The sequence below is a fragment of the Metabacillus fastidiosus NBRC 101226 genome, from assembly GCF_001591625.1.
GTDB lineage: Bacteria > Bacillota > Bacilli > Bacillales > Bacillaceae > Metabacillus > Metabacillus fastidiosus.
In genome coordinates this window covers 1-20,590 of the sequence record NZ_BCVG01000021.1, presented here as the reverse complement: position 1 = coordinate 20,590, position 20,590 = coordinate 1, and the positions used below count along the sequence as shown (strand labels likewise).

Annotated in this window: 20 protein-coding genes, 1 pseudogene and 1 riboswitch; of the genes and pseudogenes, 17 read left to right on the top strand and 4 right to left on the bottom strand. The window is 36.8% G+C overall.

Annotated features, from left to right (window positions below; translation table 11 throughout):
* Window position 1 precedes the first annotated feature (1 nt).
* The 14 genes from BFA01S_RS07895 (at window position 2) to BFA01S_RS07825 (ending at window position 14,821) form a co-directional block, all read left to right on the top strand.
* Window positions 2-1,339 (top strand): (Fe-S)-binding protein, encoded by a 1,338-nt coding sequence (locus BFA01S_RS07895; protein WP_066228051.1) that lies wholly within the window; start codon window positions 2-4, stop codon window positions 1,337-1,339.
* The gene (locus BFA01S_RS07890) at window positions 1,329-2,714 is read left to right on the top strand and encodes an FAD-linked oxidase C-terminal domain-containing protein (protein ID WP_066228048.1); all 1,386 of its coding nucleotides are present in this window, start codon (window positions 1,329-1,331) and stop codon (window positions 2,712-2,714) included. The genes BFA01S_RS07895 and BFA01S_RS07890 overlap by 11 nt, the downstream gene beginning before the upstream one ends.
* Window positions 2,715-3,036: 322 nt before the next feature.
* Window positions 3,037-4,776 (top strand): L-lactate permease, encoded by a 1,740-nt coding sequence (locus BFA01S_RS07885; protein ID WP_066228045.1) that lies wholly within the window; start codon window positions 3,037-3,039, stop codon window positions 4,774-4,776.
* 1,059 nt (window positions 4,777-5,835) lie between these two features.
* A complete protein-coding gene (locus BFA01S_RS07880) occupies window positions 5,836-6,156 on the top strand; it encodes a PadR family transcriptional regulator (protein ID WP_066228042.1) in 321 nt (106 codons plus the stop codon).
* 71 nt (window positions 6,157-6,227) lie between these two features.
* Window positions 6,228-6,569 carry a DUF1048 domain-containing protein gene (locus BFA01S_RS07875; RefSeq protein ID WP_066228039.1) on the top strand — a complete coding sequence of 114 codons (342 nt, stop codon included), beginning with the start codon at window positions 6,228-6,230 and terminating at the stop codon, window positions 6,567-6,569.
* A gap of 169 nt (window positions 6,570-6,738) precedes the next feature.
* Window positions 6,739-7,500, top strand: coding sequence for an ABC transporter ATP-binding protein (locus BFA01S_RS07870; protein WP_066228036.1), 762 nt, complete (start codon window positions 6,739-6,741; stop codon window positions 7,498-7,500).
* Complete coding sequence (locus BFA01S_RS07865; protein WP_066228033.1) at window positions 7,501-8,250, top strand: ABC transporter permease; 750 nt, start codon at window positions 7,501-7,503, stop codon at window positions 8,248-8,250. It begins immediately after the preceding gene.
* Between the two features lie 767 nt (window positions 8,251-9,017).
* Window positions 9,018-9,161: riboswitch (cyclic di-AMP (ydaO/yuaA leader) on the top strand.
* A gap of 132 nt (window positions 9,162-9,293) precedes the next feature.
* Window positions 9,294-11,120, top strand: coding sequence for an APC family permease (locus BFA01S_RS07860; RefSeq protein ID WP_066228032.1), 1,827 nt, complete (start codon window positions 9,294-9,296; stop codon window positions 11,118-11,120).
* A 123-nt stretch (window positions 11,121-11,243) separates the two neighbouring features.
* Window positions 11,244-11,672, top strand: coding sequence for a MarR family winged helix-turn-helix transcriptional regulator (locus tag BFA01S_RS07855; protein WP_066228029.1), 429 nt, complete (start codon window positions 11,244-11,246; stop codon window positions 11,670-11,672).
* 248 nt (window positions 11,673-11,920) lie between these two features.
* Complete coding sequence (locus BFA01S_RS22765; protein WP_235842991.1) at window positions 11,921-12,070, top strand: hypothetical protein; 150 nt, start codon at window positions 11,921-11,923, stop codon at window positions 12,068-12,070.
* A gap of 94 nt (window positions 12,071-12,164) precedes the next feature.
* Window positions 12,165-12,470 (top strand): NIPSNAP family protein, encoded by a 306-nt coding sequence (locus BFA01S_RS07845; RefSeq protein ID WP_066228024.1) that lies wholly within the window; start codon window positions 12,165-12,167, stop codon window positions 12,468-12,470.
* Window positions 12,471-13,118: 648 nt separating this feature from the next.
* Window positions 13,119-13,643 (top strand): DUF2199 domain-containing protein, encoded by a 525-nt coding sequence (locus tag BFA01S_RS07835; RefSeq protein WP_066228019.1) that lies wholly within the window; start codon window positions 13,119-13,121, stop codon window positions 13,641-13,643.
* A gap of 246 nt (window positions 13,644-13,889) precedes the next feature.
* On the top strand, window positions 13,890-14,273 hold the full coding sequence (locus BFA01S_RS07830; protein ID WP_066228016.1) for a DUF5412 family protein: 384 nt from the start codon (window positions 13,890-13,892) through the stop codon (window positions 14,271-14,273).
* Between the two features lie 218 nt (window positions 14,274-14,491).
* Complete coding sequence (locus BFA01S_RS07825; protein WP_066228013.1) at window positions 14,492-14,821, top strand: YjdJ family protein; 330 nt, start codon at window positions 14,492-14,494, stop codon at window positions 14,819-14,821.
* A gap of 243 nt (window positions 14,822-15,064) precedes the next feature.
* On the opposite strand, the gene BFA01S_RS07820 is transcribed toward BFA01S_RS07825, so the two are convergent.
* Both BFA01S_RS07820 and BFA01S_RS07815 read right to left on the bottom strand, forming a co-directional pair.
* Window positions 15,065-16,264, bottom strand: a complete 1,200-nt coding sequence (locus tag BFA01S_RS07820) for an MFS transporter (RefSeq protein ID WP_066228010.1) — start codon at window positions 16,262-16,264, stop codon at window positions 15,065-15,067.
* Between the two features lie 77 nt (window positions 16,265-16,341).
* The gene (locus BFA01S_RS07815) at window positions 16,342-17,505 is read right to left on the bottom strand and encodes a serine hydrolase domain-containing protein (RefSeq protein ID WP_066228007.1); all 1,164 of its coding nucleotides are present in this window, start codon (window positions 17,503-17,505) and stop codon (window positions 16,342-16,344) included.
* Window positions 17,506-17,790: 285 nt separating this feature from the next.
* Here BFA01S_RS07815 and BFA01S_RS07810 point away from each other — a divergent pair, with 285 nt between their 5' ends.
* Complete coding sequence (locus BFA01S_RS07810; RefSeq protein WP_066228005.1) at window positions 17,791-18,252, top strand: Lrp/AsnC family transcriptional regulator; 462 nt, start codon at window positions 17,791-17,793, stop codon at window positions 18,250-18,252.
* 302 nt (window positions 18,253-18,554) lie between these two features.
* On the opposite strand, the gene BFA01S_RS22760 is transcribed toward BFA01S_RS07810, so the two are convergent.
* Window positions 18,555-18,695 carry a hypothetical protein gene (locus BFA01S_RS22760; protein ID WP_169800445.1) on the bottom strand — a complete coding sequence of 47 codons (141 nt, stop codon included), beginning with the start codon at window positions 18,693-18,695 and terminating at the stop codon, window positions 18,555-18,557.
* Window positions 18,696-19,023: 328 nt separating this feature from the next.
* Here BFA01S_RS22760 and BFA01S_RS07805 point away from each other — a divergent pair, with 328 nt between their 5' ends.
* Window positions 19,024-19,383, top strand: a complete 360-nt coding sequence (locus BFA01S_RS07805) for an Imm3 family immunity protein (protein WP_066227997.1) — start codon at window positions 19,024-19,026, stop codon at window positions 19,381-19,383.
* Between the two features lie 121 nt (window positions 19,384-19,504).
* On the opposite strand, the gene BFA01S_RS07800 is transcribed toward BFA01S_RS07805, so the two are convergent.
* On the bottom strand, window positions 19,505-19,804 hold the full coding sequence (locus BFA01S_RS07800; RefSeq protein WP_066227993.1) for a glycine zipper 2TM domain-containing protein: 300 nt from the start codon (window positions 19,802-19,804) through the stop codon (window positions 19,505-19,507).
* A gap of 432 nt (window positions 19,805-20,236) precedes the next feature.
* On the opposite strand from BFA01S_RS07800, the pseudogene BFA01S_RS07795 reads away from it, so the two are divergent.
* A pseudogene (locus BFA01S_RS07795) lies at window positions 20,237-20,590 on the top strand (hypothetical protein); the annotation flags it as partial.

The following is a 20,590-nucleotide window of genomic DNA, read 5'->3' as shown; positions in this document are numbered from 1 at the left end:
GATGGGGAAACTTCCATGTGAGACGAAAAGCTTAGGCAATTATCTTTGGAGTGATCTTCCTGATGAAAATAAGTGGGCCGATTGTGTCCATTGCGGAATGTGCCTGGAAGCTTGTCCGACATATGAAATTACTGGCCAAGAGCAGCATTCCCCGCGCGGGCGAGTGTATTTGATGAAATCTGTCGCAGAGGGAAGGGTCGAAGTGAATGAGCAGTTCGCTGATCCGGTATTCCAATGTCTCGATTGTCGTGCTTGTACAACTGCATGTCCGGCAGATGTTGATGTTGGCGGACTTATTGAAGAAGCACGGGGACAGATACGCCAGGCAATGCCTTTAAAAGGTATGAAAGGATTTGTAGGTAAACTGTTTTTACAAAAGCTTTTCCCATATCAGAACAGGCTGAATACGTTAGGAAGTTTATTGAAATTTTATCAAAAAAGCGGCATGCAAAAGATCACTCGGAAAATGGGTGTAATGAAAATGATGCCGAAGCATTTAGCTGAAATGGAAGCGATTATGCCGGAAATAAATCAGCCTGTCCGAAAAAATTATAAAGAAGAAAAAATAATAAAAGCAAAAGGCCAAGCGAAACAGGAAGTAGCATTTTTAACAGGCTGCGTGATGGATGTTATGTTCAGCGATATTAATGAGTCAACGATTAATGTGCTTACACGCAATGGCAATGATGTTGTCATTCCAGGCAGACAGACATGCTGCGGGGCGCTTCATGTACATGCCGGTGACAGGGAAACAGGGAGAAAATTAGCGAAACAGAATATCGAAGCATTTGAGGATTTTGAAAAAGTGATTGTAAATGCAGCAGGCTGCGGCTGTATGTTAAAAGAGTATGCAGAGCTGTTTAAAGAAGAGCCGAAATGGAAGGAAAAAGCGGAGAAATTCTCTGGAAAAGTGGAAGATATTTCAAAATATTTACATGATACGGGCTATGAGAAACCAAAGGCGGAAATAAAAACAAAAATTACGTATCATGATGCATGCCATTTAGCACATGGGCAGGGAATTCGTGAGGAACCCCGTCATATTTTATTGGATATTCCAGGGGTGGAAATGGTGCATATGCCTAATGCCGACAGATGCTGTGGGAGTGCGGGAATATATAATATTACGAATCCGGAAATGGCAAATTCCATACTTGAAAGCAAGATGGAAAATGTACCGGAAGAAGCAGAAATGATCTCAATGGGAAATCCGGGCTGTATGCTGCAAATGGCGCTTGGTGTTCAAAAATACGGACGCAGCCAAAAAATTGTGCACACTGTCCAACTGCTTGACTGGGCATATAAAAAAGAGGACGGAGGGAGCGGAAATGAAGGATAAGCATATACGAAGTCTTGAGAGAATTGTCGGCGGTCCAAGTTCGATTCTTTATAAAAAAGAAGATTTGCTTCCGTACGACTGTGACGGTTTTACACTTCATAAACATTTGCCAAAAGCAGTCGTTTTCCCAAAAAATACAGAAGAAGTATCAAAACTTGCAAAATATTGTTCTGATAATAAGCTCCCGTTCCTCGCCCGCGGTGCCGGTACGGGCTTAAGCGGGGGAGCGATTCCGCTTAACGGAGAAGTAATCATCAGTTTAACGAAAATGAAAAAATTATTAAGCATTGATTTTGAAAATCGCTATGCTGTCGTTGAACCAGGTTTTGTTAACTTGAAATTAACTAATTTAATTAGTAATAAAGGTTATTATTATGCTCCCGATCCTTCAAGCCAGTACTGCTGTACAATCGGTGGAAATGTTGCTGAAAATGCGGGCGGTGCACATTGTTTGAAATACGGGGTAACGACAAATCATATTCTCGGACTAGAAGTTGTTTTGCCAAATGGAGAGATTATGGAAATCGGAAATAACGGCATTCCAGATTCACCCGGATATGATTTAATCGGACTTTTAACTGGTTCGGAAGGAACTCTCGGAATCGTCACAAAAATTATCGTCCGTATTTCAAAAGATCCGGAAGCAAAGCAGACAGTGCTCGCCTATTTTGACAGTGTGGCAGACGGAAGCCGGGCTGTCGCAGATATTATTTCGGCAGGTATCATTCCGGTGGCGCTTGAAATGATGGATAAAATAGCGATTGAAGCAGTGGAAGCTGCTGCATTTCCAGTCGGTCATCCGAAAGATATCGAAGCACTTTTACTCATTGAAGTGGACGGGATCTCTGCAGGGATTGACGAACAAATTAATCAGATTTTAGAAGTGTGTAAAAAGAGAAATGTACGGGAAGTGAGAGCGGCGCAAGATGAAGAGGAAAGAAATAAATGGTGGGCAAATCGTAAAACAGGATTTGGAGCGGTCGGTGCTATTTCTCCTGATTATTTAGTACAGGACGGTGTCATCCCACCGAGCAAACTGCCGGAGGTGTTAAGCCGTATTAATAAAATCAGTGCACAGTACGGTTTAAGAATTGCGAATATATTCCATGCAGGAGACGGAAACTTGCATCCACTCGTCCTGTTTGATACAAGAAATCCAGGGGAAGCAGAAAAAGCTCTGGAAGCAGGGAGTGCCTGTCTGAAAGTATGCGCGGATGTCGGCGGGACAATCACCGGCGAACATGGGGTAGGAATTGAGAAAATACAAGAAATGCGCTTCGTCTTTAATGAAAGGGAAATAAAAGCGCAGACGAATATCCGTGACGTATTCAATCCTAGTAATCTATTAAATGCAGGAAAGCTGTTTCCGGAATAAATAGGAGCGACTTTTCGATATATCAGCGGAAATACAAAGATATCGGCGACTTTCTAAATATATCAGCGAAAATACAAAGATATCGGCGATTTTCTCAATATATCAGCGGAATCACAAATATATCAGCGAACTTTTAAAAAAGTGCCGATATATGTCGGGATATTAATTTGCTCTTATATAGCGATAAGCCAGTCTAATTTTTTATATACAGAATAGTATTTAAATAAATAGGGACTGTCTCACAGTGGATCACACATCTATATATAGCATAAAATAAAATTAAATACGAGACACCCCTATACATATAAAAGGGGGAAATAAAATGGGTACGGGAATGTTAGCTTTTTTATCATTACTGCCGATTATTGCGGTTGGTGTTTTTTTAGTCGGTCTTAGATGGCCTGCAAGTAAAGCGATGCCAATTTCATTCATCGTTGCCGCCGGACTTGCGTTATTCGTCTGGAAAGTGCCGGGGAATACAGTTGCAGCAGCATCTGTCAATGGTCTCGTCGTTGCAGGAACGCTTTTATTTATTATTTTTGGAGCAATTTTACTTTTAAATACCCTACAGGAAAGCGGAGGAATGAGAACAATCCGCCAGGGGTTTACAGATATCTCACCGGACCGGAGAATCCAGGTTATTATTATTGCATGGTTATTCGGTTCTTTCATTGAAGGAGCGTCAGGATTCGGTACACCGGCAGCGGTGGCAGTTCCTCTTTTAGTCGGGTTAGGTTTCCCAGCTATGGCTGCTGTTATTGCAGGAATGGTTATTCAAAGTACACCGGTTTCTTTTGGAGCAGTCGGAACACCGATACTTGTTGGGGTGCAGTCAGGTTTACCTGTAGATGCCAGTGTGATAGCATTAATCGCAAGTAAAGTAGCCCTTCTTCATATGATTGCGGGAACGCTTATTCCTTTATTCGTTGTTGCATTAATGACAAGGTTTTTCGGGAAAAACAAATCATTTACAGAAGGAATCAAAGTGTGGAAATTCGCCCTATTCTCTTCTTTTGCAATGACTATTCCATATTTAATCGTAGCTAATGTACTAGGTCCGGAGTTTCCATCTATGATTGGCGGATTAGTCGGTTTAGCCATCGTTGTTTTTGCGGCGAAAAAGGGATTCCTTATGCCAAAGAACGAGGAAACATGGGATTTTGAAGAAAAATCAAAATGGAATCCAGAATGGAATGGAAAGCTGGAATTAAAGGATATCGCACATAAAAGTGGAAATATGAGCATGATCCGCGCATGGACACCGTATGTTTTAGTCGGTCTGTTCCTTGTATTGACTAGGCTTGATTCTCTTCCGGTAGAGAAATGGTTCCAGGCTTGGGTCGTAGAAATTCCGAACATGTTCGGTTCCGAAATTACAGCGAGTTTTCAGCCTTTATACTTACCCGGGACAATATTCATTATCGTCTCAATCTTAACTTTCTTTATTCACGGAATGAATGTAAGCGCATACAGAAAAGTTTGGTCACAATCAGGAAAAACGATGCTTTCTGCTTCCACTGCATTAATTTTTACTGTGCCAATGGTTCAAGTATTCATTAATTCAGGCGGTGGTACAGCAGGGTATGATAAGATGCCGATTGAACTAGCCAATGGGGTAGCAGCACTTGCAGGTGAATATTGGCCGTTCTTTGCAACATTTATCGGAGGGATCGGTGCATTTATCGCTGGAAGTAACACGGTAAGTAATATGATGTTCTCCTTATTCCAATATGATGTCGGGACACAAATTGGTGTAGATCCGACATGGATTGTTGCCCTTCAAGCAGTAGGCGGTGCAGCAGGAAATATGATCTGTGTGCATAACGTAGTCGCAGCTTCTGCCGTAGTGGGACTGATCGGAAAAGAAGGGGATGTCATACGAAAAACACTGTTCCCATTTGTATATTATGCTTTATTAATAGGGGCAGTCGGATACTCCATCGTATGGTACTCGGAAAAAGGATTGTTCAATCTCGGCTCAATCATTGCATTTTTAATCGCTGTGAGCGCAATTTATATTATTGCAACGAATCGCAAGCGTGCGCAGCTTTTATATAAATAAAGAAGAAGGGAAACACTAAATTATTAAATTAAGATAATAATATATAGGATAGTTAGTCCATTATGAGACTAATTATCCTTTTTTTATAATTAGACATCTTTCAAGAAATCATGGACCTATATGACGATTATTTGTATAAAGTGGTTGATGAATTTGATCCGGACCATAACTTTATGTTTGTGAAGATTTGGGAAGAATGCCGGAGAGCCCCTAATCTATTCGGATATATAAAAGTAGCTAAAATTCTTGAAAAAGCATTAAATTGAGCTTTCATTCCCAATTTTTCTCACTGCTTCGATAGGGAACTTTTTAAATTGTATATCATGAATTCTTGATAAAATTTATCCTATCTTCCACATTTTTAGGCATCTTTTTAAATTCATCTGTGCATTTTAACCATAACTATATAAATGCAGGGAAGAAAATTTAATGTCTACACAAAATTCCGAACAAATAAAGAAGCATTTGCTATTTAATAAAAACCACCTTCCATTTAAAAAAATCGAATTTTACAAATTATTCTTTTTAGAACCGAGGTTAAAATCTTCTTTTAGGAATTCCAACATAAGTTCTTGTCCTTTTTCAATTTTAGAACCATCAGCATTCACAATACTTGGTGAATAGTCCAATATTTTAGTTCAAATCCATAAAAATTAAAATTAGTGTTGTTTTTTATATTGATTTATATTATTCTCATTCAGTTCAATGGGAGTACCTGTATTTTCTGTACAGGCTGATAAAAGAATAATTAACAAAACTGCAATAATAATCTCTTCATTAATCCATCCCCTTTTTATAAAATATCTCTTAATATACCTTTGGAAATTCCTGTTCCCTAAATATTAACATAACAAAGGATGTAAATAGTTCGATTTTCCATTTCCACGCTGAGTAGTGAGGTTGCAAAAATATTTGACACCCTTACTACTAAGTGTTACAATATACCCGTAATAAGTAATACTTAATAGATTGATTTACAAAAAGCTATTAAGTAAAAAATTCCCCTTAGTACTAAGTTGTACTGAATACAAGTCAGACAACATAGAGGAGGCTCTGAACATGGAAAATTTAACTGAAATGCTGAAGGGTGCGCTGGAAGGCTGTGTGCTGGAAATCATCAGCCGCCATGAAACTTATGGCTATGAGATTACTCGTCGCCTGAACGAGCTTGGGTTTACAGAAGTCGTGGAAGGGACAGTCTACACTATCCTTGTGCGATTAGAAAAGAAAAAACTAGTGAACATAGAAAAAAAACCGTCAGATATGGGGCCTCCCCGCAAGTTTTACTCACTTAATGAGGCTGGCCGCCAGGAACTTGAGTTGTTTTGGGAAAAATGGGATTTTGTATCATCAAAAATCAACGTCTTGAAGTCCATTTAGCTTCATAAAATATTCCGTCTGATATTTTTGGAGTGTCGTGTTCAGCGTTATAAAAAAGGAGGAAAAATAACATGTTGGAAATATTCAAAAAAATGATTGGTGATAAAAAAGAGTATAAGATGATGATGGCACGGGTTGAAGCCCTTCCAAAGGACTACGAGTTTGTATTTAAGAAAATTCAAAACTACATGTGGAATTTCTCAGCGGGCAACGGGATGGATATGTTGCACATGCAGTATGAATTAATCGAGTTGTTCGAAGCCGGTGCAGCGGAAGGCAGACAAGTGCTAGAAATCACTGGGGACGACGTGGCGTCCTTTGCCGACGAACTAGTGGCAAACGCTAAAACCTATGTCGCCAAGTATCGTGAAGATTTGAATCAGAGTATCATGAAGCAATTGGGAAAAAAATAAATTCAATAAATAATACCGACTGAATAGCTGGTTTAAAATGTGAATTGCCATCTTCGCTATTCAGTTATTTTTCAACTAGGTACTAAGTGATACAGATTATCAGTCTTACTAAATAGAGCGGTATAGATAATCTAGCTCCGCAAGGCGCTTTTATAAGGAGGAAAAAATTATGATAAATGCAGCGATTTCTGTAAAAGGGTTAAAAAAATCCTTTAAAGACAAGGAAGTCTTAAAGGGGGTGGATTTTGAGGTGTGGCGTGGCGAAATTTTCGCACTGCTGGGCTCAAATGGAGCTGGCAAGACGACGACGGTCAACATCCTCTCGACGCTGATGAAGGCCGATGGCGGTGAAGTAGGTATTTGCGGCTTTGACGTCCAGCGTCAACCGGATCATGTTCGCCAGAGCATTAGCCTGACAGGGCAGTTCGCAGCTTTAGACGGCATGCTCACCGGGCGGGAAAACCTGATGATGATCGCCAAGTTGCGGGGAGTTTCCAATCCCGCTCAAGTCGCCGACAATCTGCTTACAAGGTTCAGCCTGACCGATGCGGCCAACCGTCGGGCAGACAAATATTCCGGAGGGATGAAGCGCCGGCTTGACATCGCCATGAGCCTGATCGGGACGCCAGCAGTCATTTTTCTCGACGAACCGACGACAGGACTTGACCCCGAAGCGCGGATTGAAGTCTGGGATACCATTAAGGAGCTTGCTGGTGGCGGCACGACGATCTTGCTGACGACCCAGTATTTGGAGGAAGCAGAGCAACTGGCAGACCGTATCGCCATCCTGCATGGTGGAAAAATCATCACGACTGGTACTCTTACTGAACTCAAAGAGATGTTCCCGCCAGCGAAAGTGGAGTACATCGAGAAGCAGCCGACATTGGAGGAAATCTTCCTCGCGATCATCGGTAAAAAGGAGGAGATGTAAATGAAAAGTAAAACAGGGGTATTACTAGGGCGTTTAATGCGCAATATCATGCGCAGCCCAGATACGATTATCACTGTGGCAATTACGCCGATTATGATGCTGCTGCTGTTTGTCTACGTATTTGGTGGTGCCATAGAGACAGGTACGGACAACTACGTCAATTATTTATTACCGGGAATCTTGCTGATGGCTATCGCATCCGGCGTTGCTTACACTTCCGTGCGACTGTTTACAGATGTAAAGAGCGGGCTGATGGCGCGTTTCATTACCATGCCTATCAAGCGCTCGTCGGTATTGTGGGCTCACGTGTTGATCTCGCTTGTTTCCAATGCACTTACTGTCGTGGTGATTATCCTCGTAGCACTCTTGATGGGCTTCCGTTCCAACGCTAATATCCTGGATTGGCTCGCGGTAGCTGGGATACTCGCGCTGTTTACGCTGGCACTGACATGGCTGGCGATCATTCCCGGATTAACAGCGGGGTCTATGGAAGGGGCGACAGCCTACTCCTACCCACTGATTTTCCTGCCGTTTATCAGCTCGGCCTTTGTCCCTACTGAGACCATGCCTAAAATTGTCCGTGTGTTCGCTGAGAACCAGCCCGTGACTTCAATCGTGAATGCGATGCGTGCCCTCTTGTATGAAGGGTCTGTTGGCAACAGTATCTGGATCGCGCTTGCCTGGTGCGTCGGCATCATGGTCATCGCTTACTTCTTCGCCAGTAAAGAATTTAAACGCAAGTTAGGGTAAATACACCATTATCGGATTAGCCATATCAATTATTAGTCACTGCGATAATACATTTGCTATGACATGGAAGGCTGCTTAAATGCCAAGGCAACTATCGGCAAAATCATGGAAATCCTCAAAATTGGTGTGATTGGTGGCGGCTCGATCAACTTATCCCAATCCAAGATTTGCCATGCATTCTTTAGAAGAATTTCCAGCGGGTAGTGCTCTTTCACAGGAGGAGAAATTAAAAGAATAAAGACCATGGATATAATTTACAGTAAAAGAGTAGATTCCGAAGCAAAACCGCTTTGGTAATCAGTGTCATTAACTTAAGGAACTATGGATTACATTTCAGTTGGAATGTGATTCATAGTTTTTTTCGATTGAAGGAAAAAATTTTAAAAGTAGCACGAAAAGAGAGAATGCCCCCTTAAATCGGATTTTAAGTTGTTTTATTCTATCTTTTCTACGATTCGTTTTTCTAGAAAATGGACCTTTAACGGAACAACTTATTGTCACTAAACAATTCCCTAATCAGCCTTTTGATTCAGATGTACTTTTCCTTTAATTTAGCAGCATCTAAATAGCCGTTTCTCTGAAATTATGCGACAACTATTGTACAAATGGGTGCTGCCATTGATGTTCCTGATAAGGAGAAATAGGTAGGAGAGCGAATCGTTGGATAATTTAGAAAGAGAGAAAAAGGGAGAAAAAAAATATGCTCGGCTAATGAAAAAAATTATTTACATTTGAAAAATAGAGGAGTAATATAATCACAGTTTCAAATTTCTAAATCGCTGAAACCATTGGTGCGGGGGAACCATTTTACTGGATTTTTAAAATCCAAGGGGTGAATCCTTTCTTAGGTAGGGCTACTCAAATGGCCCGAATCCGACAGCTAACCTCGTAAGCGTTATATGAGAAGGAAGGTGGAGCTTGTGAGCAAAAAATTCTAATGCCTGCAGGTCTATTTCTTGATGACTTGCAGGCATTTTCTGTTTAAGATTTAAATTTCGAAAAAAGGGAATTATACACCTATAAAAATGTGGTGGTGGGAATCGATGATGTCATCCATAAAGAGATTATTAATAGGAAGACCTTTACAATCAGCAGAACTTGGAGAACAGAAGCTTAATAAAACAAAAGCTTTAGCGATTCTTTCATCTGATGCTTTATCTTCCGTCGCATATGGACCGGAACAAATATTATTAGTATTAATTACAGTTGGAGCAGCAGCATTTTGGTACTCTATTCCAATTGCTGCCGGGGTTCTAATTTTATTAACTGCTCTGATTTTGTCTTATAGACAAATTATTTTCGCTTACCCTCATGGTGGAGGAGCATATGTCGTATCGAAAGAAAATTTAGGCGTTAATTCGGGATTGATCGCTGGGGGTTCTTTATTAGTCGATTACATTTTAACAGTAGCTGTAAGTGTATCTGCAGGTACGGATGCGATTACATCCGCTTTTCCGGAACTCCATCCATATAATGTATTTATCGCGATTATTTTTGTAGTGTTTCTGACGATTTTAAATTTAAGAGGGGTAACCGAATCTGCTTCTGTATTAGCTTATCCTGTCTATTTATTTGTTGCAGCTTTATTTTTATTAATTGCGGTAGGCTTATACAAAATTGCAACAGGCCAGGTTCCACCAGTTTTACATTCACCAGTCGGTACACCAGTAGCAGGAATTAGCTTATTTATACTTCTAAGGGCATTTGCCTCCGGAAGTTCGGCATTAACAGGGGTGGAAGCAATTTCAAATGCAATTCCTAACTTTAAACATCCTGCCCCTAATAATGCAGCTAAAACATTAATTGCGATGGGATCTTTACTCGCTGTACTGTTTTCGGGAATCGTTTATTTAGCTTATTATTACAGCATTATTCCGAATGCAGAAGTAACAGTCGTTTCCCAGATTGCCGAAAGTGTATTTGGCCGTAATTTCATGTATTTCTTTATTCAGGGAACGACAGCGCTAATTTTAATTTTAGCGGCGAATACGGGATATTCCGCTTTTCCGCTGCTTGCTGTTAACCTTGCCAAAGATAAATTTATCCCGAGGATGTTTACGATAAGGGGAGACAGATTAGGATATTCAAATGGGATTATTATTCTCGGTATAGCATCGATTCTTTTAATTATTGCATTTGAAGGGCAGACAGAGCATCTTATTCCCCTTTATGCAGTCGGAGTATTCATTCCGTTTACATTGTCACAGACCGGAATGATTGTAAAATGGGTGCGTGAAAAACCGGCAGGGTGGATTCCAAAGCTGATGATTAATGCAACCGGTGCAATCATTAGTTTTATTGTAACGATTATGTTCTTTTTAACGAAATTCCCGCAAATATGGCCGGTATTAATCTTCTTGCCTATCATCATTTATATGTTCCATACAATTAGGAAACATTATGATGCGGTAGGGGAGCAATTGAGATTGACGACTTGTGAACCGTCTTTTCAGATTGAAGGAAATGTCATTATCGTTCCGGTCGCTGGAATGACACATGTTGTGGAAAATTCTTTAAAGTATGCAAAATCACTTTCACCTAATCAGATACTTGCTGTCTATGTTGCATTTGACAGGGAGGAAGAGAAGCGATTTAAAGAGAAATGGAAGCAGTGGCAGCCTGATGTCCGGTTAGTAACGCTTCATTCTCATTACCGCAGCATTATTCAGCCGCTTACAAAGTTTGTTGATACTGTGGAACATAAAGCGAGAGAAGCGAACTACCAAGTAACAGTTGTTATCCCGCAGTTTATACCGAAAAAAGGCTGGCATAATATTTTGCATAACCAATCGAGTTTGCTCATTAAGACATTCCTGCTTTATAAGAGAAATGTCGTTATTACGACAGTGCCTTATCATTTGAAGAAATAAATAAAAGGAGTTTGGAAGCGGAAGTGCTTCTAACTCCTTTTTATTTTAAACGAATTAAAATGTTATTATATAATGAAGTTATTACATAACAGAATGCTTAATATTATATAAGGGGGAAGTATAGTGAAACTAGACCCGCTCCAGTTAATAGAATATGAAATCGCCCTGCTCGTTCGTCTTACAACTGCACATAGCCCGCGTCTTGGAAGCCTGGATCGGTCAGAATATTTAATTTTATGTGAATTAGATGAAAATGGTCCTTTAGCTATTAATGTGCTCGCTGAAAAACTAATGCTTAATATTTCAACTGCAAGCAGGCAAGTAGGTGCTTTAGAAACAAAGAAATACATTCATCGTTATCCTGACCCTAATAATGGACGAATTAGTCTGATGGAAATTACGCCGGAAGGACAGGATATCCTTACAAAAGTTCAGAAAGCCCGCTATGCTGTTTATAAAGAAATACTTCAGGAATGGACAGAGGAGGAATTGAAGCAGCTGGAAAATAATCTGACCCGCCTTAATCGTGATTTTAAGAAATGGGGCAATTAATTTATATTGAAAAGTGGAGAAAGAGATAAGGCTGTTGACAAGATGTTACAGTCTTTTTTGTTAAGTACTAATAAAGTTGTTTCTTATTGGACTAACGGAGTAGGTTAGTTCAATTAGATGCATAACTAATTTAGTGAGGAATATGGTTTTTTATGGTGATATAAAAAGAAGGAGGTGCAGTAGATTTGGTTTATTGGAAATTAAATTATAAGAAGAAGTTTATTTGGAGTTTATTACAAATCCCAGTGGTGATTGCCTTAATAATATTGATATTACTTTCAAATAATTTGTCACTGTTTTTATCTATTGTATTTATTACTGCACTCATTGCAGTGTCAATCATTACATTATTTTATACTTATTATAAATGGAAGAAAGAGAAACAAATTGATACATAGAATTTTTGAACCGTGATTTCTTATTAAAGTAACGGGGCAGGTTAGTCGAATATTATGTTATGATGAAAAAATAGATTTTTTAGGGGGGAGTAAGATGGTTACATGCTATCTGAAATATGTTATTGACCCGTATAAAGTAAAGGAATTTGAAGAATACGGTAAGATGTGGATTCGATTAGTTAATAAATTAGGCGGTACACATCAAGGTTATTTCCTTCCACATGAAGGTGCTAATAATATTGCTTATGCCCTATTCACTTTCCCTAGTTTAGCAGCATATGAAGAGTACCGAGGAAAGATGGTATTGGATGCCGAATGTCAGGAAGCTTATAAATTTGCAGAGGAAACGAAATGTATTCTAAGTTATGAGAGAAGCTTTATGCGACCTGTATTCGAGTGAACAAAAAATTATACATATCTTGTTCAACTAACGGGTGCATTTCTGCAATAAGCAGGAATGCTTTTTCGTATTGTGTTAACGGGGCAGGTTAGTTGAAGAAGAATAATTAGTAAAGTAATATTGTTAGAAGAAGGAAAACAAGAATATAATCAAGATTTGATTATAGGGGAGATTGAATTTTGTGAACCACTTTAAGTTTTTTGTTTATCAAGTCGTTTTTTCTATTATTGGTATAGCAAATAATTATTTTTTTAGGGAGTTTATTTATGAACACTTCCACATTAATAATAAATTTATTATTTCATTAATTAAAACACCTATTGATTTGATAATACTTTATTTTACTTTTAAGTTATATTTCTTATTAAAAACTAAGCTGAGATACAAGATTTTAATTCATATAGGTGCTTTTATTGTTGGGGCAGTAATTTTAGGGTTAATAACTAATTATATAGTTATGTAAAAATCTTGAGGTTCAACGAATGATTTTTTCTTCAACTAACAGGTGCATTTCTGCAATAAGCAGGAATGCTTTTTCGCATTGTGCTAACGGTGCAGTTTAGTTAAATAAGAAAAAAATATTAATTATATACTGGGTTTTAGGGTTAATATTGAGGAAAAGCTATTTTTCTTGTGAGGGATTATATAATGAGTAATTATCAAGAAGGTTATTTATGTAGATGTTGCGGAAAGTATCACAATGAACTTCCAATGAGTTATGGAAGTCCAGTTCCTGATTATTGTTACGACGTACCATCAGAGGAACAAGAAAGCCGGATAGAGATAAACGAAGATTTGTGCATTATTGACGGTGAGTATTTTTTTATTCGTGGATGTATTGAAATTCCTGTAATAGATGGAAAGGGACCATTTATTTGGGATGTCTGGGTTTCATTAAGCGAAGGAAATTTTGATAAAACTAATGATTATTGGGAAGTGGAAGGAAGAGAACAAGAACTAGAGCCAATGTTTGGCTGGTTATCAACTTCAATCCCTAGTTATCCTGAAACAATAAATTTAAAGACAATGGTTCATACTCTTTCCGTTGGAGTACGTCCTTATATAGAGTTAGAACCAACTGAGCACCCCTTAGCTATAGATCAAAGAGAAGGTATAACAATAGAACGTATAAAGCAGATTGCAGAAGAACTATGTGATGAAGAGGAACAATAATAACTTTTCTTGTTGAACTAACGGGTGCTTTAGCTTAATAAGATTTAAACAACTTTATTATTGATTTTTGAGCACAAGCATATTTAAATGAACAGAAATTAAACAACTTTAAAGAGCCTTTCTACAATAAAATGTAGAAAGGCTCTTATATTTTTATATCAAAATTAAATAACTTTATTATCATCTAACATAATGTTAGAATTCAATTCTATACATAGATATTCTATATAATTAAAGGAGATTCCAATGAACAAAAAGGTTAAAACTATTCTAATAACAATAATAGTATTTGTACTTGTATTTATGGGTGCTAAGTTTATATCTAAGGAACTTGATGATATGTGTGGAAATGATATTAAACAAAAAATATCTTCTCCTAATGGTGAGAATGTAGCCTATATTTTTGAAAGAAGTTGTGGTGCAACAACAGGATTTTCACCTCAGTTATCAATTTTAGAGAAAGACGATAAATTCAAAAATAAATCTGGAAATACATTTAGGGCAAATAAAGACTTTTCGATTGAATGGCTAGATAATAAACATCTAAAAGTTATTTACCATAAGTCTTCGGAAACTTACAAAATGGAGAAAAAATCAAATGGAATTGAGATAGAATACATGAGTCAATAAAAGACTAAAAGGATCTTTGTTAAAGCCCCTTTTAGTCTTTGTAAAATGTGACTTATGTTAACTAGATATGAAGGAAGCATATGTAACTTTAGAAAAGAATATACCGTCTAGAAAAATGGACCAATAAATCCATATTTAGATGAAATCAAGGGATTCGTTTATTTGTATAAGTTATTTAGTATTGAATAAACATTTTGATTTAAAAAGGTTGTGGTTTGATGAAGTTACATTATTTCATACAATTAGGTACCTCATTGCTTTTCTTTTCTTTTTCAACTTTTGCAGCATGGTATGAAGGAAGTGCTTTGTTAGATAATGAGTATGAATGGAAATATACTGCGAAGTTTACATATTGGCTTAAAGGTGAACCTACAAATTATAAAGATATCATGCAAATAGACTATTTTGTTTATGCTGCAAAATTCAGACCTCTTTTTATATGGCTAATGATCATTAGCATAGTATATTTTCTAATAATAATTTCAATCATTATTAAAAAATATCTTAAAGATAATAAAATAATAGATAAAACTAAAAGGATCTCTTGATGATGAAGGATCCTTTTTTACTGTCGATAATGTGTAATATGTTAACTAGACTTATATAAAGGACTTATTTTAGATATTTAAATATCCTATTCAACTAAAGGGACAGTTTAGTGCAAAAAGGAATGAGAAAACAAAATATATAAGAGCTTTACTAATTGCTGTAGGCTCTTAAAAATATAGACATAAATTTAAGCTAACAAAAGAACACAAACTTTTGAAAAGAGTGTGTTCTTTTTACAATTATTAATTTTTACTAATTTGTGTTTTTTCAATGCCACTCCAAGCAATTAGGAAAGCTAATAATAATAAAGCTATTGTCCAAGGGAAAGAAAGAACACCTATTGTTTCCATTAGGAGAGCTCCAACAAAACTACCCATACCAATCCCAAGATTCCATGTTGTTACAAGCATAGATTGAGCAACATTTGAACCATTTCCACTAACATTTGCAATTGCAGTTTGTAAAAGTGTTGCTGCTCCTCCAAATGTTAACCCCCATATTGCAACGGAAATATAGATTACTATAGCTATATCCAAGCTTAGTCCGAGAACTAAAGAGGCCAAACCGAATCCCGAAAGGCTTAACAACACTAATCTTCTCAGCATTTTATCAATCAATAATCCAACAATCCAAATACTAATTAGTGCCATGGCACCAAACGTCAGTAAGATTATATCCAACTGGTTTGATAAACCAAATTGATATAAATATGGAGCAATATAAGTGTAGAGTATATTATGGGATAATACCCACGCTAATACAATCAGTAAAATGGGCCTTACTTTTGGAGTTAACCAAACTTTTACAATAGACAAACGCTTTTCGGATGATTGTCCAGGAAAATTGGGAAGTTTCCAGATACTCCAAAAGATTAATATTAATGTCATTAACGACATTAATATAAAGACAAAACGCCATCCCATAAAAGAACCAAAGTATGTGCCTAGGGGAACTCCAAAAGCTAAGGCTAAAGGTGTTCCGACCATAGCTACCGCCATCGCTTTTCCTTTAAGAGCGTCTGTCACCATAAGTCGGGCATAGCCTGCCGTAATACCCCAAAGAACACCTGCAGTTATACCGGCAAGGAATCTTGCAATTAGAGTTAAGATATAATTCGTTGAAACTGCTGTAATCGTATTAAAGATTAGAAACCCGAGAATACATAATAGAAGCAACGGCTTTCTTCTCCATCCTTGAGTTGCAATTGTCAGAGGAATAGCTGCCAGTAATGAACCTAATGCGTAAGCAGTAACAAGTTGACCAGCAAGAGATTCCGTAATTTTCAGTCCATTTCCTATTTCAATTAACAAACCAGCTGGAATTGTTTCTGTTAATGCACAAATAAATCCAGCCAATGCTAAAATAATCAAACCGTTCCAGGGAAGGTGCTCTGAATCGTTAGCGGTTGTTACATCTTGCGGAATACTTGTAACGTTGGTCATATCTCTACCATCCTTTCTTGTTTACTTTATTTCTAGGTACCATGATAATGAAACCTTGAAATAAAGTATTTTTTGTCTTATTTTAATTCACCATAAACTGCGTCACATAAGTCTACTGTGAATTGGCCTGACATTCCCTCAAAGGCTGTATTGGTAAAGGAAACTACAGTTAATTTTTCTTTCGGATCTACAAACCAAGAATGTCCGTAAGCTCCTCCTAATCTCCAAGTACCAATTGACTCTTTTGTTTTTGCCTCCCGTGGATCTTTTAGTATTGTAAATCCTAAACCAAAACCCCTTCCAGGCCAGTTCGCTAATGATAAATCTCCAGTTTGGATTTTTGTCATCTCTTTCTTTAGATCACTGGAAAGTAGCCTAGTACCTACTCTTAACTCTTCCAAAAAAGACATAAAGTCATCTGCCGTTCCATTCATACCAGAACCACCAGAAGGAAAAGCAGTGTTATCAAATACACGATCAGGTTCAAATATTATACCTGCTGTGCCTTCAAATACAGGCACTATCTCTTTGTCGCCCATTCTTCTAGGGATAGGGGAATCACTAACATATTGGGTTACTAATCTTTGCTGGTCTTTAACTTCAAATGAAGTATTTATCATTTTTAATGGATCTGTAATCTGATACTTAATTAAGTCTGGCAAGGGCTTTCCATATGCCCTACTTATAACTGCTCCTAAGACATCCAAGGCAATGGAGTACCCCCAGTTTGTTCCTGGCTCATATAATAATGGTGTTGTAGAGAGTCTCTTTAAATTTTCTTCTAAAGAAATTCTAGAAAGGTCCATCCCGTCGGAAACACCAGCCTTTTTGTATGCTCCTCCGCCTTCGGGTTCCAGAAAACCATATGTTAACCCAGCAGTGTGAGTCAATAGATGTTTTATAGTTATTTTTGGTTTAACTCCATTAATTAATGAAGGTTGGAATTCCGGAATCCATTTAGTAACCGGATCATCTATTTCAATAATTCCTTTGGATATTAGAATCAAAGCAGCTGCAGAAACTATTGGTTTAGTTACAGAGGCCATGCGAAATATCGAGTCTTCATGCATTTTAATTTTTTCTTCCCTATCAGCATATCCCCCCGCATTTTTGTAGATGAGCTTACCATCTTTGTTTATCAAAGTAACGGTACCAACAATCTTGTTGTGTTCTATAGCTTTGTTAATAACATCATTCACTCGTTTGCTTAAACTAGCAATTTCGTTATCTGTAGTTAACATGAACAACACGTCCTTATCTGTTTTTTTAATACAACTTAATTTTATAGAAAACAACAAATGTTTTACACAAAGTTCCATTTGGATATTTTAAATAATAATTATAAATTATCTGTTTTCACATGGATTCACTTATATATTATAAATTGGAAATTCTTTATGCAATGATTTATAATGAAGTAACAATAAATCCGAATGAGAAAATAAAGAAAAACCTAATGAGGTTATAAATATTAGTTATATGTATATAAATACTTATACAATATAAGAAGAAGGAGTGCGTTTTATATGGATAGTGTAGATCGAGAAATATTGATGTATATGCAAGAGGATGCAAAATTGTCTATGACATCAATTGGCAAGTTGATTGGAATGTCTCAACCCGCAATTACAGAAAGAGTAAAAAGGCTAGAGGAACAAGGAATTATCGCTAATTACAGAACAATTGTAGCGAATGATAAAATAGGAAAGTCTACTGTAGCATTTATTTTGTTTAGAACTACGCAATGTTTAAACTTTGTGGATTATTGTGAGAAAACCCCCCAAGTAGTAGAGTGTCATCGTATTAGTGGAGAATTTAATTACTTGATCAAAGTAGTAGTTGAATCGACAAAAGAACTAGAACTTTTTGAAAATGAAAGTATGAAATATGGAAATTCAACAACATTAATTTCACTTTCTTCACCTATAGACTATAAACCATTAATTCCTTCCAATAATTTATTAAAAGACATAAATAAATTAGGATAATGTTAAAATTAGTTCCCGTAATAAAGAAATGGGATAGGATTAGTTTATGAAGAAATGCACTTAAGCTAACGGGTGCTTATGTTAAAAATAGGATGACTGCGGCGGTCCTGTTTTCTTATTGTGCTAACGGGGCAGGTTAGTTGAAGAACGATTGTGGAAAATTCCATAAAAAAGAACGCATTTTTTCAGATAACAAATAGCGTGCTTATTTTATGAACATTGTAATGAGTCTGCACTTATTAGACTAACTGAATGTATAAAGCAGAATATCGTGAAATGATATTCTGCTCCTGAGAAAAAACTTATTCTCCTTGGGCACCGTTTGTAGTCACTCTTCGAATGTGGTTATCTTCAAAATTGTTTTGACGAGCTTTCTCCACTTTATCATTTAAAAGTTTCTTTTGGTCTACCTCTGATGAAGGTGTCTGCTTATCTTTGGACATTGGTGTACCTTCTTTGTTAAGACATTCCCTACCTTCTTATTTTGCGGTCCTTTTAAAAAAATAATCATAGAACATAAAATTGCAAATAAATGGACTTAAGGTGAATGGGGCATGGGTTGAAGATGGAATTCCAGCAGGCAGCTCTCTTTTTCGTTGATCAACTAAAGGGGCAGATTAATACAATATATTTAGATTCAAATTAGGTGTTTATATATGGGGATGCCTACTGAATTAGACGGTGGAAAGGTTATTCATATTAGAGGTTATTTACATTACAATAATGGTGAAAGATTAAAATCGAATTAATTAATGGATGGAATGATTATTAGTGGAACACTGGGAATATAGTGAATTGTTCGAAACAATTCATGAGGTATATGAAGAGTTTTTAACTGAAGATAGAGGACATAAACATGCAATAGCAAGGTTAGTGGATGATTTCAGTAATTTAGGCAAGGTAGAAGATATAATTGTTGATGTTGCTATAGGCGAAATTGTAGTGACTCATGATAAAGTTTTTATTGGTTATGTTGAAAATATAACAAAGAGGTTAAGTATGTTTAACCTACAAGAAGTAGAAGGTGAATTAACAAAAGAAGAAATCAATGACTTATTGAAAAGAATAAATAAAGTAATTGATGGACTAAAAAATGCAGAAGTTGATTATAATCTATCAGCAGAATTGTGATATTTATAAGAGATTGTGAAGGAATGTACTTAAAGTAACGGGTGCTTTAGTGAAAAAAGACTGTCTTTTTGACGGTCTTTTTTGGTGAGATTAACACAAATACATTTTTGTAAAGTGCCTGTTACTTATTTATAGAGTTATTATTGCTCTCATCATTACTTTTGGAAGCTGTTTTGTCATCGACTTCAGCCCCTTCTACAATCTGGTTACCAATAGCACCGCCTGAAACACCGCCTATAACAGTACCAATTAGTCCAAATTGAGCACCTATCATAGCACCCGCAACGGCTCCATTAAGAGTTCCTGCTGCTGCTGCTTCACCAAAGTCACTCGCACCTTGATTAGCATTACTACCAGCTTGATTGTTGCCACTTTCTTCTATATTTCTACCAAAGTTATTGCGTTCGTTACTCTGATTCATCTATTCACTTCCTTGTTTATTAATGGGGAATATGCTAATGATGAAAGCACACGATCCTAAACATATACTACCCAGCTGAAGTAGTTTTACTCACTATATGTTGGTTCAAGATATGGTTGTTTTATCGACAGCCATTTTTTCTTGTTCAACTAACGGGTGCTTTTGGTGAAGAAGGAATAAAAAATGATCAAACCTTTTTATAAAAACACATTCAATTTAACATAAGAAGAACATGTTTTGATTAATCTTTTTTTAAAAATATACTCTTTTCTTTTGTTCGTTTATCAAGATTAATAACATTGTTTCAATTAAACTTTATTTTAAAGCTACAGATGGAAGTTATTGAAAAATTTTGTATTTTCTTATATCATAATACATAGAAACACTATGTATATAGAAGATCTATATTTTATTAGTAATGGAGGAAACTGAATGACAAAGAAGATGGTGATAATCAGTAGTATAATGTTAGTTATCGTCAGCATGTCAGTCATAGTTATCATTGTAGCTTTACCTATAATACAGTCATTTATAGATTATAATGCTGTTGAAGAAGAGGTGAAAAGTGCAAATAGGGATGAAATTCAACAATTTATGGGGGACATGGAGAAAGGAATAGAGAAGGAAATCACGGTAGCTAGACGATTTTATGGAGGAAGATCTTCTTTAGCAAGTAATGCACCTGAAGAGCCAAAAGGCTGGGTCATTTATCATTTAAAATCTGTTTATGATGAAGCAGCTAAAGAAAGTTGGATAGAAGTTACGCCTGATCTTAGCCGTTTTAAG

Bases quoted from the DNA above. Each gene is read 5' to 3' on its own strand.
- BFA01S_RS07895 (WP_066228051.1), top strand. From the start codon at position 2: ATGGGGAAACTTCCATGTGAGACGAAAAGCTTAGGCAATTATCTTTGG.
- BFA01S_RS07890 (WP_066228048.1), top strand. From the start codon at position 1,329: ATGAAGGATAAGCATATACGAAGTCTTGAGAGAATTGTCGGCGGTCCA.
- BFA01S_RS07885 (WP_066228045.1), top strand. From the start codon at position 3,037: ATGGGTACGGGAATGTTAGCTTTTTTATCATTACTGCCGATTATTGCG.
- BFA01S_RS07880 (WP_066228042.1), top strand. From the start codon at position 5,836: ATGGAAAATTTAACTGAAATGCTGAAGGGTGCGCTGGAAGGCTGTGTG.
- BFA01S_RS07875 (WP_066228039.1), top strand. From the start codon at position 6,228: ATGTTGGAAATATTCAAAAAAATGATTGGTGATAAAAAAGAGTATAAG.
- BFA01S_RS07870 (WP_066228036.1), top strand. From the start codon at position 6,739: ATGATAAATGCAGCGATTTCTGTAAAAGGGTTAAAAAAATCCTTTAAA.
- BFA01S_RS07865 (WP_066228033.1), top strand. From the start codon at position 7,501: ATGAAAAGTAAAACAGGGGTATTACTAGGGCGTTTAATGCGCAATATC.
- BFA01S_RS07860 (WP_066228032.1), top strand. From the start codon at position 9,294: ATGATGTCATCCATAAAGAGATTATTAATAGGAAGACCTTTACAATCA.
- BFA01S_RS07845 (WP_066228024.1), top strand. From the start codon at position 12,165: ATGGTTACATGCTATCTGAAATATGTTATTGACCCGTATAAAGTAAAG.
- BFA01S_RS07835 (WP_066228019.1), top strand. From the start codon at position 13,119: ATGAGTAATTATCAAGAAGGTTATTTATGTAGATGTTGCGGAAAGTAT.
- BFA01S_RS07830 (WP_066228016.1), top strand. From the start codon at position 13,890: ATGAACAAAAAGGTTAAAACTATTCTAATAACAATAATAGTATTTGTA.
- BFA01S_RS07825 (WP_066228013.1), top strand. From the start codon at position 14,492: ATGAAGTTACATTATTTCATACAATTAGGTACCTCATTGCTTTTCTTT.
- BFA01S_RS07820 (WP_066228010.1), bottom strand. From the start codon at position 16,264: ATGACCAACGTTACAAGTATTCCGCAAGATGTAACAACCGCTAACGAT.
- BFA01S_RS07815 (WP_066228007.1), bottom strand. From the start codon at position 17,505: ATGTTAACTACAGATAACGAAATTGCTAGTTTAAGCAAACGAGTGAAT.
- BFA01S_RS07810 (WP_066228005.1), top strand. From the start codon at position 17,791: ATGGATAGTGTAGATCGAGAAATATTGATGTATATGCAAGAGGATGCA.
- BFA01S_RS22760 (WP_169800445.1), bottom strand. From the start codon at position 18,695: ATGTCCAAAGATAAGCAGACACCTTCATCAGAGGTAGACCAAAAGAAA.
- BFA01S_RS07800 (WP_066227993.1), bottom strand. From the start codon at position 19,804: ATGAATCAGAGTAACGAACGCAATAACTTTGGTAGAAATATAGAAGAA.